A 21368-nucleotide genomic window follows, 5' to 3' on the forward strand; every position below is an offset into this window, starting at 1 on the left:
CCTTTTCCTATTTTTGCAAATCATACAGTTTCCCCACATTCAATAACAGTTGCATAGGGGGTATACACCGGCGGAGCTGCGCAAGTGCCACAGGAGTCAAGGAAATAACGAATAACAGAAAGTGAGGGTACACTTATGTCCTGCCTTAAAGCAAGCAGCGGACCCGGCACCGCCATGTAACATAAAGTACAACCGTTTGATCATAGGATGAAAACGGAAGAAACGAAACGGGAATGGGGTAACGGGATGACCGATTCCGGCGCATCGCCAGCCGTCGTCTTTGACGGCGTATCGTTCCGCTATCTGGATCACGGCAGCTGGATCGTAAAGGATACCAAATTCAGCATTGCTGCGGGTGAATGGGTATCCATCGTGGGAGGAAACGGTTCGGGGAAATCGACCTTGGTCAAGTTAATGAATGGCTTATTGAAACCAAGTCTGGGAAAGGTGCTTGTTTTCGGTGAAAATACCGATCCTGGGAATATTCAAAAGATCCGTCAGCTGGTTGGGGTTGTTTTCCAAAACCCGGAAGAACAGATGGTCGGCAATACTGTCGAAGAGGATATCGCGTTTGGTTTGCAAAACCTAAGAATCCCGCGGGATGAGATGATGTCAAGAATAGATCGTATACTGAAATTGCTGCAATTGGAAGAGCTAAGGAATCGTTCCGTTCGGACCTTGTCCGGCGGGCAAAAGCAATTGGTTACGATCGCGGGCATACTCGTCATGCAACCGCAAGTTATCATTTTCGATGAAGCTGCATCCATGTTGGATCCTCAAAGTGCCGGCAAAGTGCATGACGTTATGTCCGGCCTTCATCGGATGGGATTCACCATCGTCCAGGTAACGCATGATCCGGAAGACATCTTGAGGGCGGATCGCGTCCTGATATTACATCATGGACGTCTTACTTTTGATGGAGACGTCCTCACGTTATTAAAGCACTCCGATATTCTCGAAGAGGCCCAGACGCTTCCGCCGTTTCTGGTTCGTTTCAATAAAGCGCTTCTCAGGAAAGGGATGGACCTGCCCGAATACTGCGGATCAGAAAAGGAATTGGCCAAATCCATATGGGAATCCATTTCTGCAAAGTAAGCTATACGCATGCCAAAAGATCACCGTTGGCGAATAAAGTGATGAACGATATAACGTTTTCTATTCCGGATGGACAATTTGTCGCGGTCATGGGACCTTCCGGGTCCGGCAAATCCACTTTGGGGCAACTGGCTGCTGGTTTATTACATCCGGATACGGGAACCGTAAATGTGGACAATATCCCGAGGAACAACAGAAAAAGACGTTCTGATTTCTTGAACAAAGTCACTTATGTATCTCAACACCCGGAGCATCAGTTGATTGAAGAAACGGTATTTCGGGATATTCGCTATGGGCTTCGCAGGATGAAGTATAATGATCAAGAAATAACGGTAAAAGTAAAAGAAGCGATGGAAAGTGTAGGGTTGGATTTTGAACAATATAAGGATCGCTCCCCATTTCAGCTTAGCGGCGGAGAAAAGAAACGTGTTGCATTGGCAGGGGCCCTGATCCTAGAGCCGCAGATCCTAATATTAGATGAGCCGACGGTCGGACTTGATCCATTGACCCGTGTGAAGTTTCTAGCTTTGCTAACCTCACTTCAACGAACACGGCTTATGACCATAGTCTTTATTACACATCATCTGCAGGATGCTTTGGAACATGCAGATCGTCTGGTCATTTTAAGTCACGGACAATTAATCTATGATTTGAAAATTACCAAAATACGGCGTGCCCTTGAGGCTCCCGATATTCCTTTATCTTCAACACCTTTACTACGCTTACAAGAGGAGCTTGAATCCTTTTTCCCTGGAAAAATCGATCCGGAGCTTGTTCAGGAACACAAGCTTCTCACTTTCATAACCGACCGGCTCACACCTACCTAGGCGGTGGACAATGAACAGCTTAGGCCCTTTATCCGCCATCCACTATATACCCGGCAATTCTTTACTGCACAGGCTTGATCCCCGCTCAAAATACGGATTTGTCGTCAGTTATTCCATAAATCTGGTTTCTTCCCATTCTTTAACAATGAGCTTGATCTATACGTTGATCGCCTTTTTGTTGTTTACTCTTTCCAAGCTTCACCTTCTTACAGTATGGACAAATATTCGAGGGATTGTAATCGTCCTGTTGATATTGAATTACTTTCAATTCCGTTTACATGGAATAGAAGCAGCCGCGCTGCTGACGTTGAAAACACTTTCTTTTTTCCTGGTGGTGATGCTGATGTTTTCCACTACGCCTCCTGAAAAACAAATGGAGGGACTGCACAAATTATTGTCCCCTTTGCGATACCTGGGAGTTAGGACAGAATCGTTTGTTTTTATGTTCACTATTGCTGTAATCTATCTTCCGCTTCTCTTAGAAGATCTTATGCGAATTATGCAAGCACAAAGGGCTCGCGGACCACAACCCGGTAGATGGAATTTATTGGGCAGAGGGAAAGATATGTTTTTACTTTTGAACCCCTTACTTTTCATCATCTTCAGACGTGCCGAACGATTGTCGGAGGCCATGGAGTCCCGCTGCTATTGCCCCGGATGCGACCGAACCGCTTATTATCTATTGAAGCTAGGCAAGCACGATATCGTCGTGTTGCTCCTGGCTCTGCTGTTTGCGTTTGTTCCTCTATACCTCAATTGACCCAATAAGGAGGCCTTTGAACAATGCGTGAACCGTTTCTCAATTATTGGGCAAAATCGCTGCCGCAAATGGAATCCGGATCACCATTAGCCAGGGTTGGTGCAAATCAAACCAAATCCATCGTGACCATTGCTTTTTTAAGTGCCATAACCGCCTTATTCCAATCTGCGGGAGGTTTTTTACCAGGATCGGGATACTTGATCAGCCCTCTTTCTACCGCCCCGATTGTATTAGCGACTCTCATTTCATTTCGCTCGGGCCTTACTGCCTATACACTGAGCATCTTGTTATTGCTCCTCATCCAACCGAGCGAGCTCATCATCTTTCCGTTTACAACAGGATTGCTTGGGTTGGGACTCGGATTCTTCATTGCGCGCTCCAAAAATCGCATTGAGGTTGTCTTATTTTCCGCCATCGCGTTATGGGCAGGAATTACTTTGGTGTTACATGCCTTTCGCTTTCCTTTGCTAGGAACGTCGGTCGCCATGAACTTTCGTATCGACACAACCGCATATGTATTTCTGTTTAGTCTGCTATACAGCTGGATGTGGACGGAAATCAGCCTCCGGTTAGCAGCGAAATTAGGAAAATCCGTGCAAGGGTTATAAGAAGGGGGGAGAGTATTTTGATGAAAGTCAAGGTTAGTTTACAGCCCATTGTTAGTAACATAAATTTACCCACAGTTTTGAAAACAACTGTGCTTCCGGGTGACTCTGTCGAAAGATTGTTCATTGCTACCCAGACAGGAGAGATTTTTTACATAGGAAACGGAGTTATAAGGACTTTTTTAGATATTCGCTCGCGAATCATAAAATTAGGCGCTGCTGGCGGTAAATATGATGAACGGGGATTGCTGGGACTGGCGTTTCATCCCCAATTTCATTATAACGGTCTGTTTTATGTTCATTATTCAGCAGCTGGAACACAAGGTCCGGGTGCTCTTGCGGAATCTTTTAAACCTGACCCGTGTGATCCAGGAACCTTAAACCTAAAGTGGATAAACAGAGAAATTCAATATGACCATATAGATACAGTTGAAGAATGGATTTTACAGACGAACGGCCAACCTCAAAAACGGCGGACATTGCTTAATGTAAGAAGACCGTTTTTTAATCATAATGGTGTCAATAGCTTACACTTTTCACCTGAAACAGGAAAACTTGTTTTGACAACCGGAGATGGCGGATCGGGCTATGATCCATTTAATTTAAGTCAGGATGATATGGAAATTTGCGGGAAGATTATTGAAATTGATGTTAATAAGAATCCATATATCGATCATCCGCCCGTAGTCACACGCTTTCACGAGCTTCCCGTACCTATTCAGGAGACGCTTACGGTGATCGCCAAAGGGGTTCGCAATATACCGGGCATTTCATTTCAAAAGTTCTATAATCAGTATATTAAATATGCAGGAAATGTCGGACAGGACTTAGCGGAGTCGATTTTTTCATTCGTTCATTATAAACCAATACCGGTTACTCAGCTTGTTCAAGCTTCTGTAATGAATTCCGAACTTGACCAAGAAGGATTTATTAATTTTGGCTGGCGGGGGTGGGAAGGTGCTTTTCCCACTTCGATTATAAGGGGCTGCCCTGCAAATCCGACTCTGAACCAGCAAACCATTGCTTATTACGATGAAGCAGTAAAAACTTCAATGCGGCGTCTTCCGCCTCTGACCAGTTATTTTCATCAGGATCCCAGGCCCGATAAGTTTGGAGGAACTGCACTTACAGGAGTACAACCGTATATGGGGTATGGAATACCCGATTTAACGGGGAGTGTTGTGTTTACTGATTTTGCCCGGAAGGAAGGTTCCCAACGGCCGAAAAGCGGGGTTTTAGCGTACACCAGGGTAAGAACAGACGGGAAACTAAATGATGTTAGTATGATCGAAACCGATTACAATTTTGGGACCCAATCTGCTTATTATACTGGTTTGGGAACGAATCTTGATCAAACCAGGCTATACTTAGGGGTTTATGGCTCTATGAATGTGACTGATTTTAACCAAGGTACTATTTTTGAAATTGTTCCATAATTTCTTGCATTTTCTGTGGTGAAATTCTACTTCATGTGTAGCTAACGCGTGCGGAAAGTGAACTGAATTTTGTTGTCGTCTAGGTTATCACTTTTTACAACGAAACGACATTCAGACATCCGTATTTTGGTACACAGCAGCTACACAATTAGAACATCCTAAAGATAACTGGGGATTGGCAAACCCAGTGTGTTCCACTTGGTTACCCCACTTGCAGTTGTGCGTGTGCTACGATCGACTTGGGAAATACGAGTTGGCTTATAAGCATAATAAAGCCGCCAGACTTTATCGGCCAAATGATGAGCGTATCCTGCAGAACAAGTTATTTTCTCAACCGGGGAGTAGGGGGGCATGAGTGCCAATGTGATACGGTTATTTTGCTGAATTTCGCTTTTGCACACACCGGACTCCACATATGTTCCGCACGTTGATAATCCAAACACAAGACAATAGACCGTTAGAGATGCTTCTGCACTCCTAACGGTCTTTCTTATATCAGAAGTTGTGAAAAAAGGCAGTCTACAATCCTTTATTATCGTATACTCAGTACCCTTTTGAAACAAACTATGGTGGACATTACCAACTTATAAAAAAAGATCCGATATAACACCTGCCCCTGCACCTCAGTTCGGGGGTTGTTTGCCTTGTCGGATCCAGCCCGACTGTATATCAAGTCCGGTCTAAGGAGCGTTGCATGAACGATGGTAAAGCAGAATGAAACCGCCAAGGAACACTCCAAAAAAGTAATTCTCATCATAATCGATTCTCTGCTTACTCAGGCTCTGGAGCAAGGGCTGAGAGAGAACCTTCTGCCGGCATTTTCTTTCCTTATTAAGAACGGTTACCTGGAGAAAGAAATGATCAGTTCGTTCCCTACGATGTCTGTAGCGATTGACAGCACATTAATCACCGGCACTTACCCTGACCGTCACCGTGTGCCGGGGCTGATTTGGTATGACAAGCAAGAGCGGCGGCTGATCAACTACGGGACGGGTCCGATGGAAATATGGCGGCACGGGCTCAACCGGGTCCTTCATAGTTCCATCATAGAATTAAACGAACGTCATCTAAGCAAAGAAACGCCGACTATTTATGAACAGCTTGCAGAGCAGGGCTGCACCTCGGGCTCGATAAACGGGATTATGTACCGGGGGTCAGCAAGCCACAGGATGTCGTTTCCCTGGTGGATGAGCGCTTTTACGACACTGCCAAAAGGATTAGATGTGAAAGGACCCGACTTTATGTCCTTTGGATCGTTCCTGAATCCGTTAAAACATAAAACCAGCCTCTCCGACGGGCTTACGGTGCGTTTAGGCTTCAATGACGATTTTGCAGTGGACAGCGCGCGGTATCTAATCGGGCAGCAGCAGCTTCCGGATTTTCTTTATATGTATATGCCGGATTTGGATAAGCCTCTGCATAAACAGGGCCCGCCGGGGCTTGAGCTTGTCATGAAATCGGATCGGCGGTTAGGCCGTCTGCTGCAATCTTTCGGATCGCCGGAGGAGGCGCTGAGGCAAGCAGTGTTTGTCGTTATGGGCGACAGCGGGGTATCGCAGCTCCAATCCGGGAAGAAGCAAGCCCTCATCAGGCTGGACCGACTTTTGCAAGCATATCGCTTGCATCTTACCGGAAAAGAGGTAACGGAGGAAACGGAGCTGGTTCTGGCCGTGAATGAGACGATGGCTTATTTGTATAAGCTGAAAGGCGATCTTCTCTTTGACGACATCGCGAGGCTGCTGCTGAAGGACGAACGAATCGATTTCGCCGCATGGCGGGAAGGGGATTGGATCCGTGTTGTCAAAGCGGGCTCTGCCGGCGAACTGAGATACAGACAGGGAGGGGAACTGCCGGATCCCTACGGGCAGGCGTGGACGGTGCAGGGCGACTACGGCGTACTCGGTCTGGGGATGGACCTGGGCCGGCTGGTTTATGACCGGTATCCGGATGGGCTAAAAAGGCTTCAGGCTGCGCTGCATTCCCATGAAGGCGATTATATGGTATTGTCCGCCAAGCCGGGCTATGAATTGGCCGACAAGCATTCTCCGTCGCATCACGGGGGAGGAGCGCACGGTTCCTTGCATAAGGAGGATACGCTGATCCCGTTCATCGTGAGCGGCACTTCCCTGCGGCCGGAAACGAATCGGATTGTGGACTTGAAGCGTTATTTGCTGAACCTGACCGGTAAGGGATACATAGGAAGGCTTTGAACAGCACAAAGGCTGCAGATCCTAATGATCAGCAGCCTTTGTGTTTATAGACGTCGGTGCTGCCGTAGAAGAGCGGATCCGCAGTTCCGAGGGCAAAACCAGCTTGCGCCGGGGCAGGTCCGATTCGCTGTCAATGCGTTCGATCAGCAGCTGCATGCCCAAACTGCCGAACTGGTAAGCCTGCTGGGAAGCCACGGTCAGGAAAGGATTCAGCGATTCGGCAGGCCCAAAGTCATCGAAGCAAACCACCGAAAGGTCCTCGGGTACGCGATAGCCCCGCTGACGCAAAGCTTGGATGACGCCAATAGCCAGGAAGTTATTGGCGGCAAAGATCGCTGTTGGCGGCGAGGGTAACCGCAGAAGCCCGTCCAGCGCGGAATCTTCATGAAAATCGCGGTAGTTCGCATAAATGACCAGCGATTCGTCAACGGGCAGACCGGCTAACTTGTGTGCTTCCAAATAGCCCGCGGAACGAAGCCGGGCCGTTGACACATCCGGTGCCCCGTTAATAAGCGCAATACGGCGATGCCCTAACTCGATCAGGTGCCCGACAAGCATACGGGCGCCTTCTTTGCTGTCTCCAAGCACCATATCCGCTTCCATGCCGGGTACTTCCCTGTCAAGGAGCACGAACGGAATTTGATGATTTTGCAGCTGTTGCAGCGGCTCGAGAGAACGGTCTCCTGCAGGGGCGAAAAGAACGCCGTCAACACGTGTGGACAAAATCATGTCGACGTAATCTTTTTCCTTGGCGTAATCCTCATCGCTGTTGCCAAAAAGTAATTTATAGCCATACCGTTTCGCCGTATCTTCCGCTCCCCTTGCGAGTGTTGTAAAGAACGGATTGGTGATGTCGGTGATGAGCAAGGAAAGCATTTTTGTTTTTTGGAGTACAAGGCTTCGAGCCATAGAGTTAGGAACATAATTCATCTCTTCCATGACTTTCTTCACGCGCTTGCGGGTTGCCTCGCTGATTCGTCCCGTATTGTTTACGACTCTGGATACAGTCATCGCAGAAACGTTGGCTTTCTTGGCAATATCGTAAATCGTGGTCAACGCGTTCACCATTTTCGCTAAAGGATATTCCTATTGTAGAGAAGTTCCTGATTGACAGCAAGGGGGTACGCCTGCTAAGTTAGAGTTATCGGTAACACAAACTTAAAACGACCGCGGAGGTGTTCAAGTTGCAGCATCATTTTGAAGACGAAGCTGATGCTCTCGTTATGGAACAGAACGATCATGTGGCGACGGCATTGAAAGATTTGGCCTCTGGGGATACGGTACGCTTCCGGATGGGGGAGAGTATAAAGACCGTCATAGCAGCTGATGCGATTCCGTTTGGCCACAAAATCGCGATTGGCCCGATTGCCTCGGGCACGGAGGTCCGTAAATACGGCGAAGTCATCGGCAGAGCTTTGACCGGTATTGAAACGGGCGGACATGTCCATGTTCATAACATGGAAGGCATACGGGGCCGCGGAGACAAAGCAAAGCAGGAACAGGCGGTAAGCAACCAAAGTAAGGAGGCGGCCAATGAATAGCATTATGGGATATGAACGTTCCAACGGCGAAATTGGAATCCGAAATCATCTTCTAATTATTCCGACCGTGATCTGTGCCAATCAAGTGTGCACACGCATTTCGCAGCTCGTTCCGGGAACGATCGCCATTCCGCATCAACACGGCTGCAGCCAGATCGGATCCGATAAGGATCGAACATTTGATGTGCTGGCGGGAACGGGAAAGAATCCGAACGTAGGCGGGGTCATCATTATCAGTTTAGGCTGTGAAGTAGTGGATCCGGTTGCGCTGAAAGAAGCGATTAGAGTTACCGGTAAACCCGTAGTTGCGTTCGATATTCAATCCGTGGGAGGTTCCGTAAAAGCCATAGCCCATGGAGTGGAGTTAGCTAAGCAAATGATGGCCGAATTAGAGCAGCAGCTTAAAGTGCCGGTTCCTTTAAACAAATTAAAAGTCGCAGTGAAATGCGGCGGATCCGATGCTACCTCGGGGCTTGCTTCCAATCCGGCACTGGGTGTTGCGGCAGACGAATTGATTGACAAAGGTGGAAGCGTTGTCATCGGTGAGACGACGGAAATTATCGGCGCGGAACACGTGCTTGCAAAGCGCTGTTATACACCGCAAATTGAAGAGCAGCTGTATACGATCGTAGACCGGTTTGAGAAAGAAGTCGAACGGATGGGAGCGGATATGCGCGGAGGGAACCCGAGCCCGGGGAATATCGCCGGAGGGCTGTCCACCATAGAAGAGAAGTCATTAGGCTGCATCAGCAAATGCGGAACGGCTCCCATCCGAGGCATTATTGAATATGCGGAGCATATCCCGGAGCAAGGATTGTACTTCATGGATTCGCCGGGGAATGACATCGAATGTGTTTCCGGCATGGCAGCCGGTGGTGTCCACATCGTCTGCTTCACAACAGGCAGAGGTACACCTACGGGTTCGGCCGTAGTTCCTGTCATTAAAATCACAGGCAACAAGAGGACGTTCCTGAACATGGAGGACAACATGGATGTCGACGTCAGCGATATGCTAACCGGTAAGCTAAGCCTGGATAAAGCAGGCGAACGCATATGGCAGGAAATCTGCGAGGTCGCGGATGGAAAACTGACGAAGGCTGAAGTGCTCGGGCATCAGGAATTTAGCATTAACCGTATTGGACCAAGCCTGTAATAGTGGAGGAGAAGCTTTATGAACAGCCCGTCCGCCCCCTGGCTGGATTTAAACTATAAACCGGCGCTGCCGAAAAACAAGGGAATGGGCATCGCGATCGTCGGCGCCGGAGAGATTATCAGTGCCTGCCACCTGCCCGCTTATGCGGAGAACGGTCTGGCAGTGAAAGGCATCTACGATGTGAACCGCGAGAAAGCGGAGAAACTGGCTAGTACCCATGGGATCGGCAAAGTTTACGGGAGTTACGATGAATTGTTAGCCGACAGGGAAGTAACCGTTGTGGATTTCGCCGTGCCGGCAAGCATTCAGCCTACACTCGCTGAACAAGCTGCGGCTGCAGGAAAGCATATGCTGTGCCAGAAACCGTTGGCAGAGAACTACGCGGATGCAGTAAAGGTGGCCGAGGCGGTGAAATCAAGCGGCGTGAAAGCCGCTGTCAATCAACAGATGCGATGGTCGCCTTCCATCCAGGCAAGCCGGACGATCATTCAGCGGGGATGGCTTGGCGAGCTGACACAAGCTTCGATTGCCGTAAACGTAAAACAAGAGTTTGCGAGTTGGGAATGGCTGAGAACGATGCCAACCTTGGAATTCATGTACCATAGCATTCATTACATGGATTCCATCCGTTACCTGTTCGGAACGCCGGAGTATGTGTATGCCGACGGAGCGCGATTTCCCGGACAGCAAGTAGCCGGAGAGACCCGGACGCTGCTGCACATCAAATTGCCGGGGGAAGCGAGAGGCCTGATTCATGATAATCACAATCATATTGCCGGAGAAGACGATTGGTACGCTACCTTTCGTTTTGAAGGAACCGAGGGCATCATCAAAGGAACGAACGGCTCGTTGTATAATTACCCGGTCGGCCGTGAAGATACGTTAAGTTATTATTCCAAACGCATACATCCGGATTATTGGTTTACCCCCAGGCTGCACGGCAAATGGTTTCCGCATGCGTTTGCCGGCACGATGGGCGAACTGATGCGTGCCATTGAGGAGGACCGGGAACCGGAGAACAGTGTCGAAGATAATTTGAAAACACTGCAAATGGTTTTCGGCGCGTATCGTTCCATGGATGAGAACCGGCCGGTGACGCTAGCCGAAATCGAACAGGAGGGGAAGCGCTGATGCTGAAAGGAATTCCGCCGATTCTCTCGCCGGAGCTGCTGAAGACGATGAGCGAAATGGGGCACGGCGATGAGTTGGTCATTGCGGACGGTCATTTTCCGGCAGCTTCAACTGCCAGGAGGCTGATTCGGGCAGACGGGCTGGGAGCAATCGAACTGCTGGACGCTATTTTGCAGTTTTATCCGCTGGACCGTTATGTGGAAAGACCGGTCACCCTTATGCAGGTCGTAACGGGAGATCCGGTTACGCCATCCATCTGGGACGAATACCGGGACACTGTGCATCGGCATGAGAGCGGCATCTCGTTCGAATATGTGGAGAGATTCGCTTTTTATGAGCGGGCAAAGCAGGCCTTTGCGGTTGTTGCGACCGGGGAAACGGCACAGTATGCGAATTTGATATTGAAAAAAGGTTTGGTAACTTTCCGGTAAAGGCGGTAGAGTCCCATGACATTGAAAATCGATGCACACCAGCATTATTGGCGGATTTCCAGAGGGGATTACGGCTGGTTGACACCCGAGACAGGTGTTTTATACAACGACTACATGCCGGAGGATCTCCGGAAGGAACTCGATAAACATGGTTTCGCTGCTTCCATTGTTGTGCAGGCTGCACCTACCGTGGAGGAGACTGACTTTCTTCTGTCTTTATGCGAACGGGAACCGACCTTGGCCGGTGCGGTCGGCTGGCTGGATCTTGAATCCAGTACCTTTGCCGAGGACTTGGACCGTCTGCTCCAGTCACCTTATTTACTGGGAATCCGCCCAATGCTGCAGGACTTGGACGACAACGCTTATATTGTTCGCGAACGCGTATTGCAATCCGCCCGGATTCTTGCAAACCGGGATGTTGTTTTGGAGCTGCTTGTCAAGACGCAGCACTTGCCGTATGTCGTGACATTATTGGAACAGACACCGGGCTTGAGGGCCGTCATCAATCATTGCGCAAAACCGGACATTGCGGGCCGCGTCACAGAGCCGTGGCTGGAGTGGATGGAAGCCGCGGGCGCATTACCCAACGTATATTGCAAACTTTCCGGGTTGGTTACGGAAGCGGATCATCGGCATTGGACAGTAGATCAGATCACGCCCTATGTCAGGGAAGTGTGCCGGATCTTTGGCCCTGAGCGGGTGATGTTCGGCAGCGATTGGCCGGTTTGCCTGCTGGCAGCCAGTTATGAAGAGGTGCTGCATGCAGCGCTTGACACCCTGCCGGACGATTGGACAGACCAGCAAAAGGCGAACGTATTCGGGGAGAATGCCCGCAGGTTCTACAAAATAAAGCTCGATGTTGCGGAGGATGATGCGGATGCGATTAAAAAATAAAGTAGTTCTTATTACAGGCTCTGGATCAGGTATCGGCAAAAGCTCCGCGCTGTTATTCGCGCGGGAGGGCGCGTCGGTTGTTGTGAACGACCTGGATGAGACCAAAGGACGCGAAACAGCGGAGGAGATTGTTCAAGCTGGAGGATCGGCCTTATTTCTTCAGGGCGATGTGACGGATCCGGAATCGATCCGGGGAGTCGTCGATCAAGCGCTGGCTGCTTTCGGCAAAATCGACGTATTGTTCAACAATGCTGGCATCAGCGGAGTGGGGGCCGTCCACGAAGTGGAGCCCGAGGCGTGGGACCGGGTCATCAACGTCAATATCCGGGGAGTGTACCTTCCCAGCAAAATGGTGCTGCCGCATATGATGAATCAGAAATTCGGGGTTATCATTAACATGTCCTCTTGCATTGCGGAAATCGGTTTAGCGCGAAGGGCTTCCTATTCGGCAACCAAAGGGGCGGTGCTGTCGCTTACCAAGTCCATGCAGGTGGATTATGCGCCGTATGGCATCCGGGTGAATGCGCTGCTGCCGGGAACAATATTGACTCCGTTTGTTGAACAATATCTGAAAACCTCATACGACAATCCCGAAGAGGCGCTTCACGGCATCAAAAAACGCCAATTAAGCGAGGAGCTGGGCAAGCCTGAGGATGTGGCGCTAGCCGCTTTATTCCTTGCGTCGGACGAGTCGAAATTCATGATGGGTTCCCCTTTATATATTGACGGCGGCGTAGTGTTCGGGAAAAATGCTTAAGGAGCTGTAATCATAATGAAACTGTTAAATTTCATAGACAATGGTATCGTAAAATTCGGTGTGAACACGAAGAACGGCGTGCTGGATATAGCCTCTGCACTCGCAGCCGTTCAGGCCTCTGCGGGGATTCGCGTACCTTCCACGGTGCATGAAGCGATCGAAGGCGGAACCGCGGCAGTGCAGGCGCTGCAAGTTTACATGGAGGAAGTGGAGAAAAGAGGAGGAGAGCTGCCTTTCCTCTGGTTAAATGAAGAACAATTAACTTGGGCTCCATGCGTGACGGCTCCTGGCAAAATCATCTGTGTCGGACTAAATTACCGCAAACATGCGGAAGAAACGAATGCGCCCATTCCGGAATATCCGATTCTTTTTAACAAATTCAATAATACTTTAGCCGGTCATGGAGACGACATCCCGCTGCCGAGAGTGACGGACAAAGTCGATTATGAAGCGGAGCTCGTCATCGTGATCGGCAGGAGTGCCAAGTATGTAGCGAAGGAAGAAGCGCTTGATTATGTATTTGGATATTGTGCGGTGAACGACTTATCCGCGCGCGATCTGCAAATGCGCACAGCGCAATGGCTTCTGGGGAAATCGTGCGATAAATTCTCTCCGCTGGGACCGTATCTTGTCACTGCGGATGAAGTGGGCGACCCGAATTCGCTTGACATTAAGTGTACTGTGAATGGGGAAGTGCGCCAACATTCCAACACGTCGGACATGATCTTCCATATTGATGAAATCGTCAGCTATATTTCACAGCATATGACGTTAAGTCCCGGCGATATTATTTTGACAGGGACACCTGAAGGTGTTGTGCTGGGTTATCCGCCGGAGAAGCAGGTCTATCTCCGGGAGGGCGACACGGTCACTATCGAGATCGAGAAGCTGGGATCTTTGACGAATCGTATGGTATCGGAAAGCCGTTAGACCCTATCGGATATATACAGTAATTGACACTTACAAAGCTGCCGCTCAAATAGAACGGCAGCTTTGTTATGCCAATAGGACAGTAAACTATAGTCATCTTCGAAAACATGCTATATTAACAATATGTTTCTAATTTAATTCATGATGTGAACCCCTTACAAAGAAAGGATGACTGAAATGACGATATCACTCAAAGAGAAGGCTGTGTCTTTTTTGCAATTAGTAGCATTAGGGAAAGTGCAAGAAGCATACGAGCGTTACATAGATCCCGATTTCCGTCACCATAATCCCTATTTTCGCGGGGATGTTGATTCTCTAAAGCTCGCGATGGAGGAGAATGCAGCAAAGAATCCGAACAAGACGCTTGTGATCAAACATGCCATCGAAGAGGGAAATACTGTTGCCGTGCATTCACATGTAAAGCAGAATCATGATGATCTTGGGGGAGCTGTGGTTCATATGTTCCGTTTCCATGACGGTCTTATTGTTGAGCTTTGGGATGTGGGGCAGCCCATTCCAGACAATTCTCCGAATGAGAACGGGATGTTTTGATGAGCAAAAAGACACTTAAAGCGGTGGTTCTGCTTTAAGTGTCTTGGTAAAGAAACCTGAATCAGTATGCCGATAAATTAGAAGAACCGATAACGGTGATCGTACTGATGCCCGGTCCAGTCCAGCCAACCGCGAGATTATCGCCGCCGGCACCCTCTTTATGGAGCACCTCAAAGTAGTAAGCTTGCCCCGCGGTAAGCGTAACGGCCGCGGATTGCTGGGTCGTGAACTTATTCCATTCCCTGACGCCGGTGTATTCGTAGACGTTAGCGATCATGGATTTATTCGACGGGCTGTTGTTCGTGCTCAGGAACAATTGGCACTCGTCATCGCCTGAGACGTAGAACGTATAGGATCCGGTTGTCGTCGGAGTGATGTAGCCGCGGATCCGGGTTCCATAGTTGTCGCCCCAGTTCGTTGGTCCTTCCAAAGTCGTGAGCGTGGAAGTTCCGGAAGGCGTAGTGCCGGTCGGGATACTTGAAATGGACGTACCGGAAATTCCCGTCCAGTACTCTCTTGTTACGCTTCCGCTGCCGCCGCCGGAAGCATTGGTCGTAACGCTTAATGCATTGCTTGCTGACGATACGTTGTTAGCCGCATCCTTGGCTTTGACAGTAAAGGTATAAGCCGTATTCGCGGTCAAACCGCTCACTGTGAAGGTTGTTCCGGATGTGGAGCCCGCAAGCGTGGAGCCATTATACACGTCATAACCGGTAACACCGATGTTATCGGTCGAGGCTGACCAGGACAGGCTTACACTTGTGCTGGTTTTGGAAGGTGAAGTCAAGCTCGAAGGCGCCGTTGGAGCTTGTGTATCGCCTCCGCCGCTGGTGCCCGTGTTTACTTCGCAGGATTTTCCGATACCAGGAATCGGGTCACCGAAAGTGCCGTTACTGCAGCTGACGGAATTTGTAAACGTTCCGTAATTGTAGCTTCCATTCGCGCCGTAACGTACTTCCTTCGTGCCGGAGAAGGTGCAGGTACCATTCTCGCTGGCGCAATACACCCAGTTAGCGCCTGATCCTGCGTTCGTCGTGACGCTTACTGTATTACTCGCCGCGGAAACGTTGCCCGCCGCATCTTTCGCTTTGACTGTGAAGCTATATGCTGTGCTTGCCGTAAGACCAGTCACATTAAACGTCGTAGCAGATGTCGTGGATCCGACAAGCGTTGTGCCTCTGTATACATCATATCCGGTAACGGCAACGTTATCCGTTGAAGCCGTCCAGGATAGATTTACGCTTGTGTCCGTTTTGGACGGAGCCGTCAAGCCGGACGGAGCCGTAGGAGCCTGTGAATCGCCTCCGCCGCCGGTACCGGCCAGGTTCACTTCGCATGTCTTATAGGATCCTGGAGCCGGATCACCGAATTGGTTCGTAGAACACATAACTGAGTTTGTATAAGTTCCATAGAAATAGCTCCCGTTCGCGCCGAAGCGAACTTGCTTCGTGCCTGTGAAGCTGCATGTATTGTTCTCGCCCGCGCATTGGACCCAGTTGGCGAGAGGATCCGTGGTTACCGTTACGGAATTGCTCGCTGCGGAGACGTTATTCGAAGCATCCTTCGCTTTGACCGTAAAGGTATAAGCCGTATTTGGCGCTAGTCCGCTTGCCGTGAAGTTGGTAGCGCTCGGACCGGTCGTTGAACCGGCAAGTGTCGTTCCATAGTATACATTGTAACCAGTAACGCCCACATTGTCAGACGATGCCGACCAGGTCAAGCTTACACTTGTATCCGTCTTTCCTGTCGAGGCTAAGTTGGCGGGAGTCGTCGGAGCCTGCGTATCGCCTGCAGCCGTTGTCACGCTCAGCGTATTGCTGGCAGCCGATACGTTGTTCGCGGCATCCTTCGCTTTGACCGTGAAGCTGTAAGCTGTGCTGGGCGTTAGCCCCGTAACCGTAAACGTAGTTGCGCCGGCACCGGATGTGGAGCCTGCCAAAGTACCGTTCTTGTAAATGTCATAGCCGATAACTCCGACGTTATCGGTTGAACCGGACCAAGAGAGATCCACCGTAACATTGGACTTGGATGGGGAAGACAATGCAGGTGCCGTTGGTGCCTGCGTATCCGGCGGCCCGGCATAAACGTTGACGGTCTGCTCTTTCAAGCTTGCGCGTCCTTCATTATCCCAAACAACAAGAGTAACGCGATAGGTGCCTGCTTTTTGGTAAGTATAAGTCGGGCTGACCGTATTTACCGGAGGACCTTCGCCGAGATCCCATAGGTTTTCAGATATCGACCCGTTATCCGTGGACGCATTCGTGAACGTAATCGGCTGTCCGAGCTGCACACTAAGCGGCGCGCTAAAGTTTGCAACCGGTTTCGGATTGCTGAAGCCGCGGCTGGTCAATTGCGTGTTCGTGCCATTGCCGCTTACCGTATTGTTGCTCCATTCCAGATGGGAAGCGGACGACGGATATTGATCAATGGAAGCTCCGCCGTTACCCGTAATAATATTATTAATGAAGCTAAGGCGGTCTACACCGGCAGCGTTGGTAATCTCAATTCCTTTCCTGCCGTTATTAATAATCTGGTTGCTATCGAAAGTTAAGTTCTGTGAATTTCCGTGAATGCGGATCGCATTTCCGTCATAACCGGGATATGCGGCAGCGGGATGGCCAGCCGCTCCGTTCCGAAAAATGTTTTTGTAGAAATACTGGAATTGCTCCATTGCACCTGTGCCTTCACCTTGCAGCTGCATTCCCCACATGACCATGTTCTGGATTGTGTTATAGCCCCAGTATTGATATCCGGTGCCGGGAGATTGCTGCATGCCGACTTGTTGGCCGCCGTCCACCAGGTTATCGGTAGTGACGCCATGGTCGACCATGACTTCAAGTCCCATCCCTTGTACGGTACCATCGGTTGTATGCACCGTATTCCGTCTCACTGCGACATAAGAGGAACGAACAGCGCTGATCCAGTGATCCGTGGTATTGTCCTCAATAACGGAATTGTTACAATTCGTATGGAGTTCGATCGCCAGTCCGTGTTCATGCAAACCCGAACCCATTACCGTATTGCCCTTAACCACGACGCCGCTGCAATTATCGTTAGCGAAGATGCCCCCGCGACCGGTATTGGTGATCGTGTTGCGAAGGATTTGCGTATTGTTCGAGTCCCAACCCGCCCGGATCGCGCCTCCCCAAGTAGAATTGACACCAATATTCGTGAAAGTGTTATCCGCGATAATGGAGTTGTTCGTTGCGGATAATAAGACGCCGAACGGCGCGAATCCGTCCGATTTAATCAGATCTTTAATGATATTATGATGTATATTATGGCTGCCTCCGGGCTCTCCCCAAATTCCCGAGACCACGTGCGTATTATTATTTCCGTCGAGCGTCAATTGAGCTACCTCAACCCCAGTTGTATTGCTTAGAGTAATCATGTTGTTATCCGTCGTTCCGCTGTACTTAATGATTGTTGTATCTTTGCTCTGACCGATCAGCTTGACACCCGATTTAGCCGCAATCGTTCCCGTAATATAGTAAGTGCCTGACGGAAAATATACGGTATCCCCGCTGGCCGCAGCCGAAATCGCGTTGGTAATCCCTTGCAGGTCATCCGAGGTGTCTCCTCCGTTTGCACCATAAGCAGTTACGCTTAGTGTGGCGGCAGATGCGGGCGATATGGGAAGGATCGGGAACAAAATAGACATTGCCATCAATACACTGGCAATACGTTTTCTTCGTTTCATGCTTTTTCCAATCACTAAATTTCATCTCCTCGCTTTGTTTTCGTTTCGTCTGCATTTCCTCCTTGATGTCGTGTTTCTCAGTGTCTTTTAGCACAGCTTCTTAAAGAAAAATGCTTTCACCTCCTTTTCTCAACTGTATGATATGGAGACCTTTGGGCTCTACTGTTCATTTCAAGAAATCATCTGTACAGAACTATGAATAATGCGAAAGTGTCTAAGAAACGTTCTGAAGGTACCATAAGCGAATTTGCTTCTTGAAACAGTTCTTTGTTTAGCAGCTGAAAAAGCCGCTTGGGACGGAAGGGAACGTTGGGAATCAAGGAGGACATTGGAAGGCTGATAATTCGATATAGCGGTTTTGGTTTTTTCGTTCACCGGAGTTCAGGAAGTAAAGCCCTTTTCATTTGATTAAGGCAAGCGTCCCGCCTGTGTTCAGTTAACTCCTTAACCGCTCTAAAGTCATAGCAATGTATAAAAGTAATAGTTCCATCATAAACGATCCGTGCATTGGACAGTAAACGCAGAGCCTTTATTCATGCACTATAGAATTGTCAGTTCTTCTAAAGAGAGCCGATCATTCTAGCTTGAAGGAGATGGATCAAACAATGAAGATCAGGTCATCCACCAGAACTGTTATCAGCTTATTTTTGTCGCTGGTCATGGTTCTCACAGCAATTCCGCTGACTGGAAACGCCGCCGCACCGGCCACATTGTCCGTTACTGATTACGGGGCGAACGGAACGGACGCGATTGATGACAAAGCCGCGATTCAAGCGGCGGTCGACGCTGCATCTTCGGGGGATACGGTACTCGTTCCGAACGGAACGTATTATCTTGCCGGTACCGTGCGAGGAAAGACGGGCGTTACCATTCGGGGAGAATCGCGTGATAACACCATTATCAAGTACCTGGACAACTCAGAAACGTATATGTTCTATTTCTACAATGTGACGAACGCATCCATCAAGAACCTGACGCTGGACGGTAATAACAGCTTGCTTGCCATGTCGGCGGCAGTCTCCGAGTTCGGAGGCAATAACGAAATGAGCGGTTTGAAGGTCAAGGATTTCGCGGCGGTAGAAGGGTTCGGTCCTCACGCACTTTACGTGATCGGTTCCAACAACGTTCGGGTAACGGACAATCATGTTTCTAATATCGGAGCAGGCTCCATTTGGGGCGCAGCAGTTCGCGCCGGCTGGGATTCGAAAAACGTTACGGTTGAACGTAATGTCATCGCGAATACCGGACGCGGAGGCATTCTTATCAACGACGGAAGCTCCGGAGCCATCGTCCGTTTCAACAAAATCACGGGCTCCGGCTTAAAGGAACACGGATTGTCCATCGAGCTCCACACAAATACGGATAATTCCATTATCGAGGATAATCAAGTCGATTTCTGGATCAGTGCAGTTCGTTCCAAGAATATTGCGGTGCGCCGGAATCTCGTTCATCCGACCGACGGACGTGTAGGTTCCATCGGTCTCGAAATCATGGCGGAGAATGCTGTAACAACAGACAATGTGGTAGACGGCGGCCAACAAGTAGGAATTCAGCAATCGCCGGGGACGGGCCACCAATTGTGGGGATATAACGTCGTCAAGAACATGGTCATGTGGGGCATGCAGCTTCAAGGCGCAGGCTCTAGCGAAACCGAACAGTTCCAATACTTTTACAAAAACTCTTTTATTAACACGCAGCTCGGCAATCCAAAAGCTGCTTATCCAGGGTACGAGGGTAACGGCGTTCGCATTCACGGCAACTCGGAGAACCTGTCGTTCGACAGCAACCTCATCGCCAACAACGGACGCAAGGCTATCGAAATCACGGGCGCGCCCGGCGTTGACAAGCTCAGCTTCACGAATAACCTTATTTACCGCAACAAAGGCGTGACGATGGATCCTTATCCGGCGGCAGCGCAGCATCTGGAATGGTCAGGGAACATAGTTTACAAGAACGGTGACAATACTCAACCTGTCTCGCGCGGATTCATCAATCCGAAACCCATTGCCGGCTTTACAAATCCCGTCACTGTTCGCGTGGGTGAACCGGTTACGTTTAAAAGCACTTCGACGGATAACGGTTCGATCTCGACCTATTTGTGGGATTTCGGGGCTGGTTTGCCGAGCGCTTCCTCCAATCCGACCTACGTTTACGAAAAAGCGGGGTTTTATAGGGTGACGCTTGTCGTGTGGGATAATGAAGGACGTTCTAACATAAAAGAGAAGTTCGTTCTGGTTAGTCCGACCCGGACGGACACGCAGAATCCGACAGTACCTACGAATCTCGCGTCCCCATCCCAAACCGATGAGACGATTACATTACTCTGGAGTCCCGCTGCCGACAATATAGGTGTGGTCGCTTATGAAGTGTATAAGGACGGAATACTTGCAGGCTCTACAGAACCAGGTGAGACTTCCTACACGATCAAGGGCTTGTCACCGGCTACGACATACAACATCACGCTGCGATCCCGTGATGCGGCGGGTAACGTATCGGATGCCAGCCCCTCACTTAGTGTAACGACGGAGCTTCCTGATTCGACGGCGCCAACGGCACCGGTCGGACTGACGGTAGGTGCCGTAACCGGTACCAGTGCCAGTCTGACTTGGACGGCTTCAGCAGATAACAAAGCGGTTACGGGTTACATTGTTTACCGCAACGGCAACCAGATCGGGACGACGTCCGGTGCGGCGGAGACTTCCTACACAGTGAACGGGCTGATTCCGGGAACAGCAAGTACGTTTACGGTGAAAGCGAAAGACGCGGCGGGCAATCTCTCCGACGCAAGCAACGAAGTGACTGCCGTTCTGGCTCCTCCGGCATCATCCACAGTCTATCTTAGTGATTATAACTGGGATTACGGTGTAGCGGGCTGGGGCAATATCCAGAGGGATAAATCATCCGATGGCAAACCGATCACACTGAACGATGTTGTATATGCCAAAGGGTTGGGTACGCATGCTGCATCGACGATCGTCTACACGCTCGGCGGAGAATATGCCCGCTTTCAATCGGCCGTGGGCGTCGATGATGAGACTTACGGCAACGGAGAAGTCAGCTTCGAGGTGTGGCTGGACGGAGTCAAGGCGTTCGATAGCGGTATCATGACGGCAACTTCTGAGACGCAGTTCATCGACTTAGATATCAGCGGCGTAAATGAACTAAAGCTCGTTGTAACCAACGGCAGCGCCGGCGGGGATTGGGATCATGCGGATTGGGGAGATGCTCGCATCCTCTATCCGGAATAAGCAAGTTCTCAAGGTAAACGTCCGTCTCCTCGAAGGAGCGGACGTTTGCTGTTATTGCAATGCCTGGCATCTGCTCCATAGAAGATGTACCGTCAAAA

At 49.7% G+C, this 21368-nt stretch carries 17 protein-coding genes; 15 read left to right on the forward strand and 2 right to left on the reverse strand.

All coding sequences use genetic code 11. The features are described 5' to 3' along the window. Window positions 1–246 precede the first annotated feature (246 nt). The 6 genes from ACFSUF_RS08255 to ACFSUF_RS08280 all read left to right on the forward strand — a co-directional run bounded on the left by ACFSUF_RS08255 (window position 247) and on the right by ACFSUF_RS08280 (window position 6933). Window positions 247–1095 (forward strand): ATP-binding cassette domain-containing protein, encoded by an 849-nt coding sequence (locus ACFSUF_RS08255; RefSeq protein ID WP_377601951.1) that lies wholly within the window; start codon window positions 247–249, stop codon window positions 1093–1095. Window positions 1096–1136: 41 nt separating this feature from the next. Beyond that, complete coding sequence (locus ACFSUF_RS08260; RefSeq protein WP_377601953.1) at window positions 1137–1922, forward strand: ATP-binding cassette domain-containing protein; 786 nt, start codon at window positions 1137–1139, stop codon at window positions 1920–1922. 10 nt (window positions 1923–1932) lie between these two features. Beyond that, window positions 1933–2682, forward strand: coding sequence for an energy-coupling factor transporter transmembrane component T family protein (locus tag ACFSUF_RS08265; protein WP_377601955.1), 750 nt, complete (start codon window positions 1933–1935; stop codon window positions 2680–2682). A 23-nt stretch (window positions 2683–2705) separates the two neighbouring features. After that, entirely contained in the window at window positions 2706–3290 is a 585-nt protein-coding gene (locus tag ACFSUF_RS08270; RefSeq protein WP_377601957.1) for a hypothetical protein, read from the forward strand. A gap of 17 nt (window positions 3291–3307) precedes the next feature. Beyond that, a complete protein-coding gene (locus tag ACFSUF_RS08275; RefSeq protein WP_377601959.1) occupies window positions 3308–4723 on the forward strand; it encodes a PQQ-dependent sugar dehydrogenase in 1416 nt (471 codons plus the stop codon). 701 nt (window positions 4724–5424) lie between these two features. Further along, window positions 5425–6933 (forward strand): alkaline phosphatase family protein, encoded by a 1509-nt coding sequence (locus ACFSUF_RS08280; protein WP_377601961.1) that lies wholly within the window; start codon window positions 5425–5427, stop codon window positions 6931–6933. Between the two features lie 21 nt (window positions 6934–6954). Here ACFSUF_RS08280 and ACFSUF_RS08285 read toward each other — a convergent pair whose 3' ends face one another. Then, window positions 6955–7989, reverse strand: a complete 1035-nt coding sequence (locus ACFSUF_RS08285) for a LacI family DNA-binding transcriptional regulator (protein WP_377601963.1) — start codon at window positions 7987–7989, stop codon at window positions 6955–6957. 128 nt (window positions 7990–8117) lie between these two features. Here ACFSUF_RS08285 and ACFSUF_RS08290 point away from each other — a divergent pair, with 128 nt between their 5' ends. The 8 genes from ACFSUF_RS08290 to ACFSUF_RS08325 all read left to right on the forward strand — a co-directional run bounded on the left by ACFSUF_RS08290 (window position 8118) and on the right by ACFSUF_RS08325 (window position 14322). Next, on the forward strand, window positions 8118–8474 hold the full coding sequence (locus ACFSUF_RS08290; protein ID WP_377601965.1) for a UxaA family hydrolase: 357 nt from the start codon (window positions 8118–8120) through the stop codon (window positions 8472–8474). Further along, entirely contained in the window at window positions 8467–9627 is a 1161-nt protein-coding gene (locus tag ACFSUF_RS08295; protein WP_377601967.1) for a UxaA family hydrolase, read from the forward strand. Before ACFSUF_RS08290 ends, ACFSUF_RS08295 begins: the two co-directional genes overlap by 8 nt. A gap of 18 nt (window positions 9628–9645) precedes the next feature. Continuing rightward, window positions 9646–10758 carry a Gfo/Idh/MocA family protein gene (locus ACFSUF_RS08300; RefSeq protein ID WP_377601969.1) on the forward strand — a complete coding sequence of 371 codons (1113 nt, stop codon included), beginning with the start codon at window positions 9646–9648 and terminating at the stop codon, window positions 10756–10758. Beyond that, window positions 10758–11189: an L-fucose mutarotase gene (fucU, locus tag ACFSUF_RS08305; RefSeq protein WP_377601971.1), complete on the forward strand. Its 432-nt coding sequence runs from the start codon at window positions 10758–10760 to the stop codon at window positions 11187–11189. Before ACFSUF_RS08300 ends, fucU begins: the two co-directional genes overlap by 1 nt. A gap of 15 nt (window positions 11190–11204) precedes the next feature. Beyond that, the gene (locus ACFSUF_RS08310; RefSeq protein ID WP_377601974.1) at window positions 11205–12083 is read left to right on the forward strand and encodes an amidohydrolase family protein; all 879 of its coding nucleotides are present in this window, start codon (window positions 11205–11207) and stop codon (window positions 12081–12083) included. Next, window positions 12067–12840 carry an SDR family NAD(P)-dependent oxidoreductase gene (locus ACFSUF_RS08315; protein ID WP_377601976.1) on the forward strand — a complete coding sequence of 258 codons (774 nt, stop codon included), beginning with the start codon at window positions 12067–12069 and terminating at the stop codon, window positions 12838–12840. Before ACFSUF_RS08310 ends, ACFSUF_RS08315 begins: the two co-directional genes overlap by 17 nt. Window positions 12841–12855: 15 nt before the next feature. Beyond that, window positions 12856–13770, forward strand: coding sequence for a fumarylacetoacetate hydrolase family protein (locus ACFSUF_RS08320; protein ID WP_377601978.1), 915 nt, complete (start codon window positions 12856–12858; stop codon window positions 13768–13770). Window positions 13771–13947: 177 nt separating this feature from the next. After that, entirely contained in the window at window positions 13948–14322 is a 375-nt protein-coding gene (locus tag ACFSUF_RS08325; RefSeq protein ID WP_377601980.1) for a nuclear transport factor 2 family protein, read from the forward strand. A 61-nt stretch (window positions 14323–14383) separates the two neighbouring features. On the opposite strand, the gene ACFSUF_RS08330 is transcribed toward ACFSUF_RS08325, so the two are convergent. Then, window positions 14384–18037, reverse strand: coding sequence for a fibronectin type III domain-containing protein (locus ACFSUF_RS08330; RefSeq protein WP_377601983.1), 3654 nt, complete (start codon window positions 18035–18037; stop codon window positions 14384–14386). Between the two features lie 590 nt (window positions 18038–18627). Here ACFSUF_RS08330 and ACFSUF_RS08335 point away from each other — a divergent pair. Next, window positions 18628–21270, forward strand: a complete 2643-nt coding sequence (locus tag ACFSUF_RS08335; RefSeq protein WP_377601985.1) for an NPCBM/NEW2 domain-containing protein — start codon at window positions 18628–18630, stop codon at window positions 21268–21270. The last annotated feature ends 98 nt before the right edge of the window (window positions 21271–21368 follow it).

Source organism: Paenibacillus gansuensis (assembly GCF_042684925.1).
GTDB classification, from domain to species: Bacteria; Bacillota; Bacilli; order Paenibacillales; family DY6; genus Paenibacillus_N; species Paenibacillus_N gansuensis.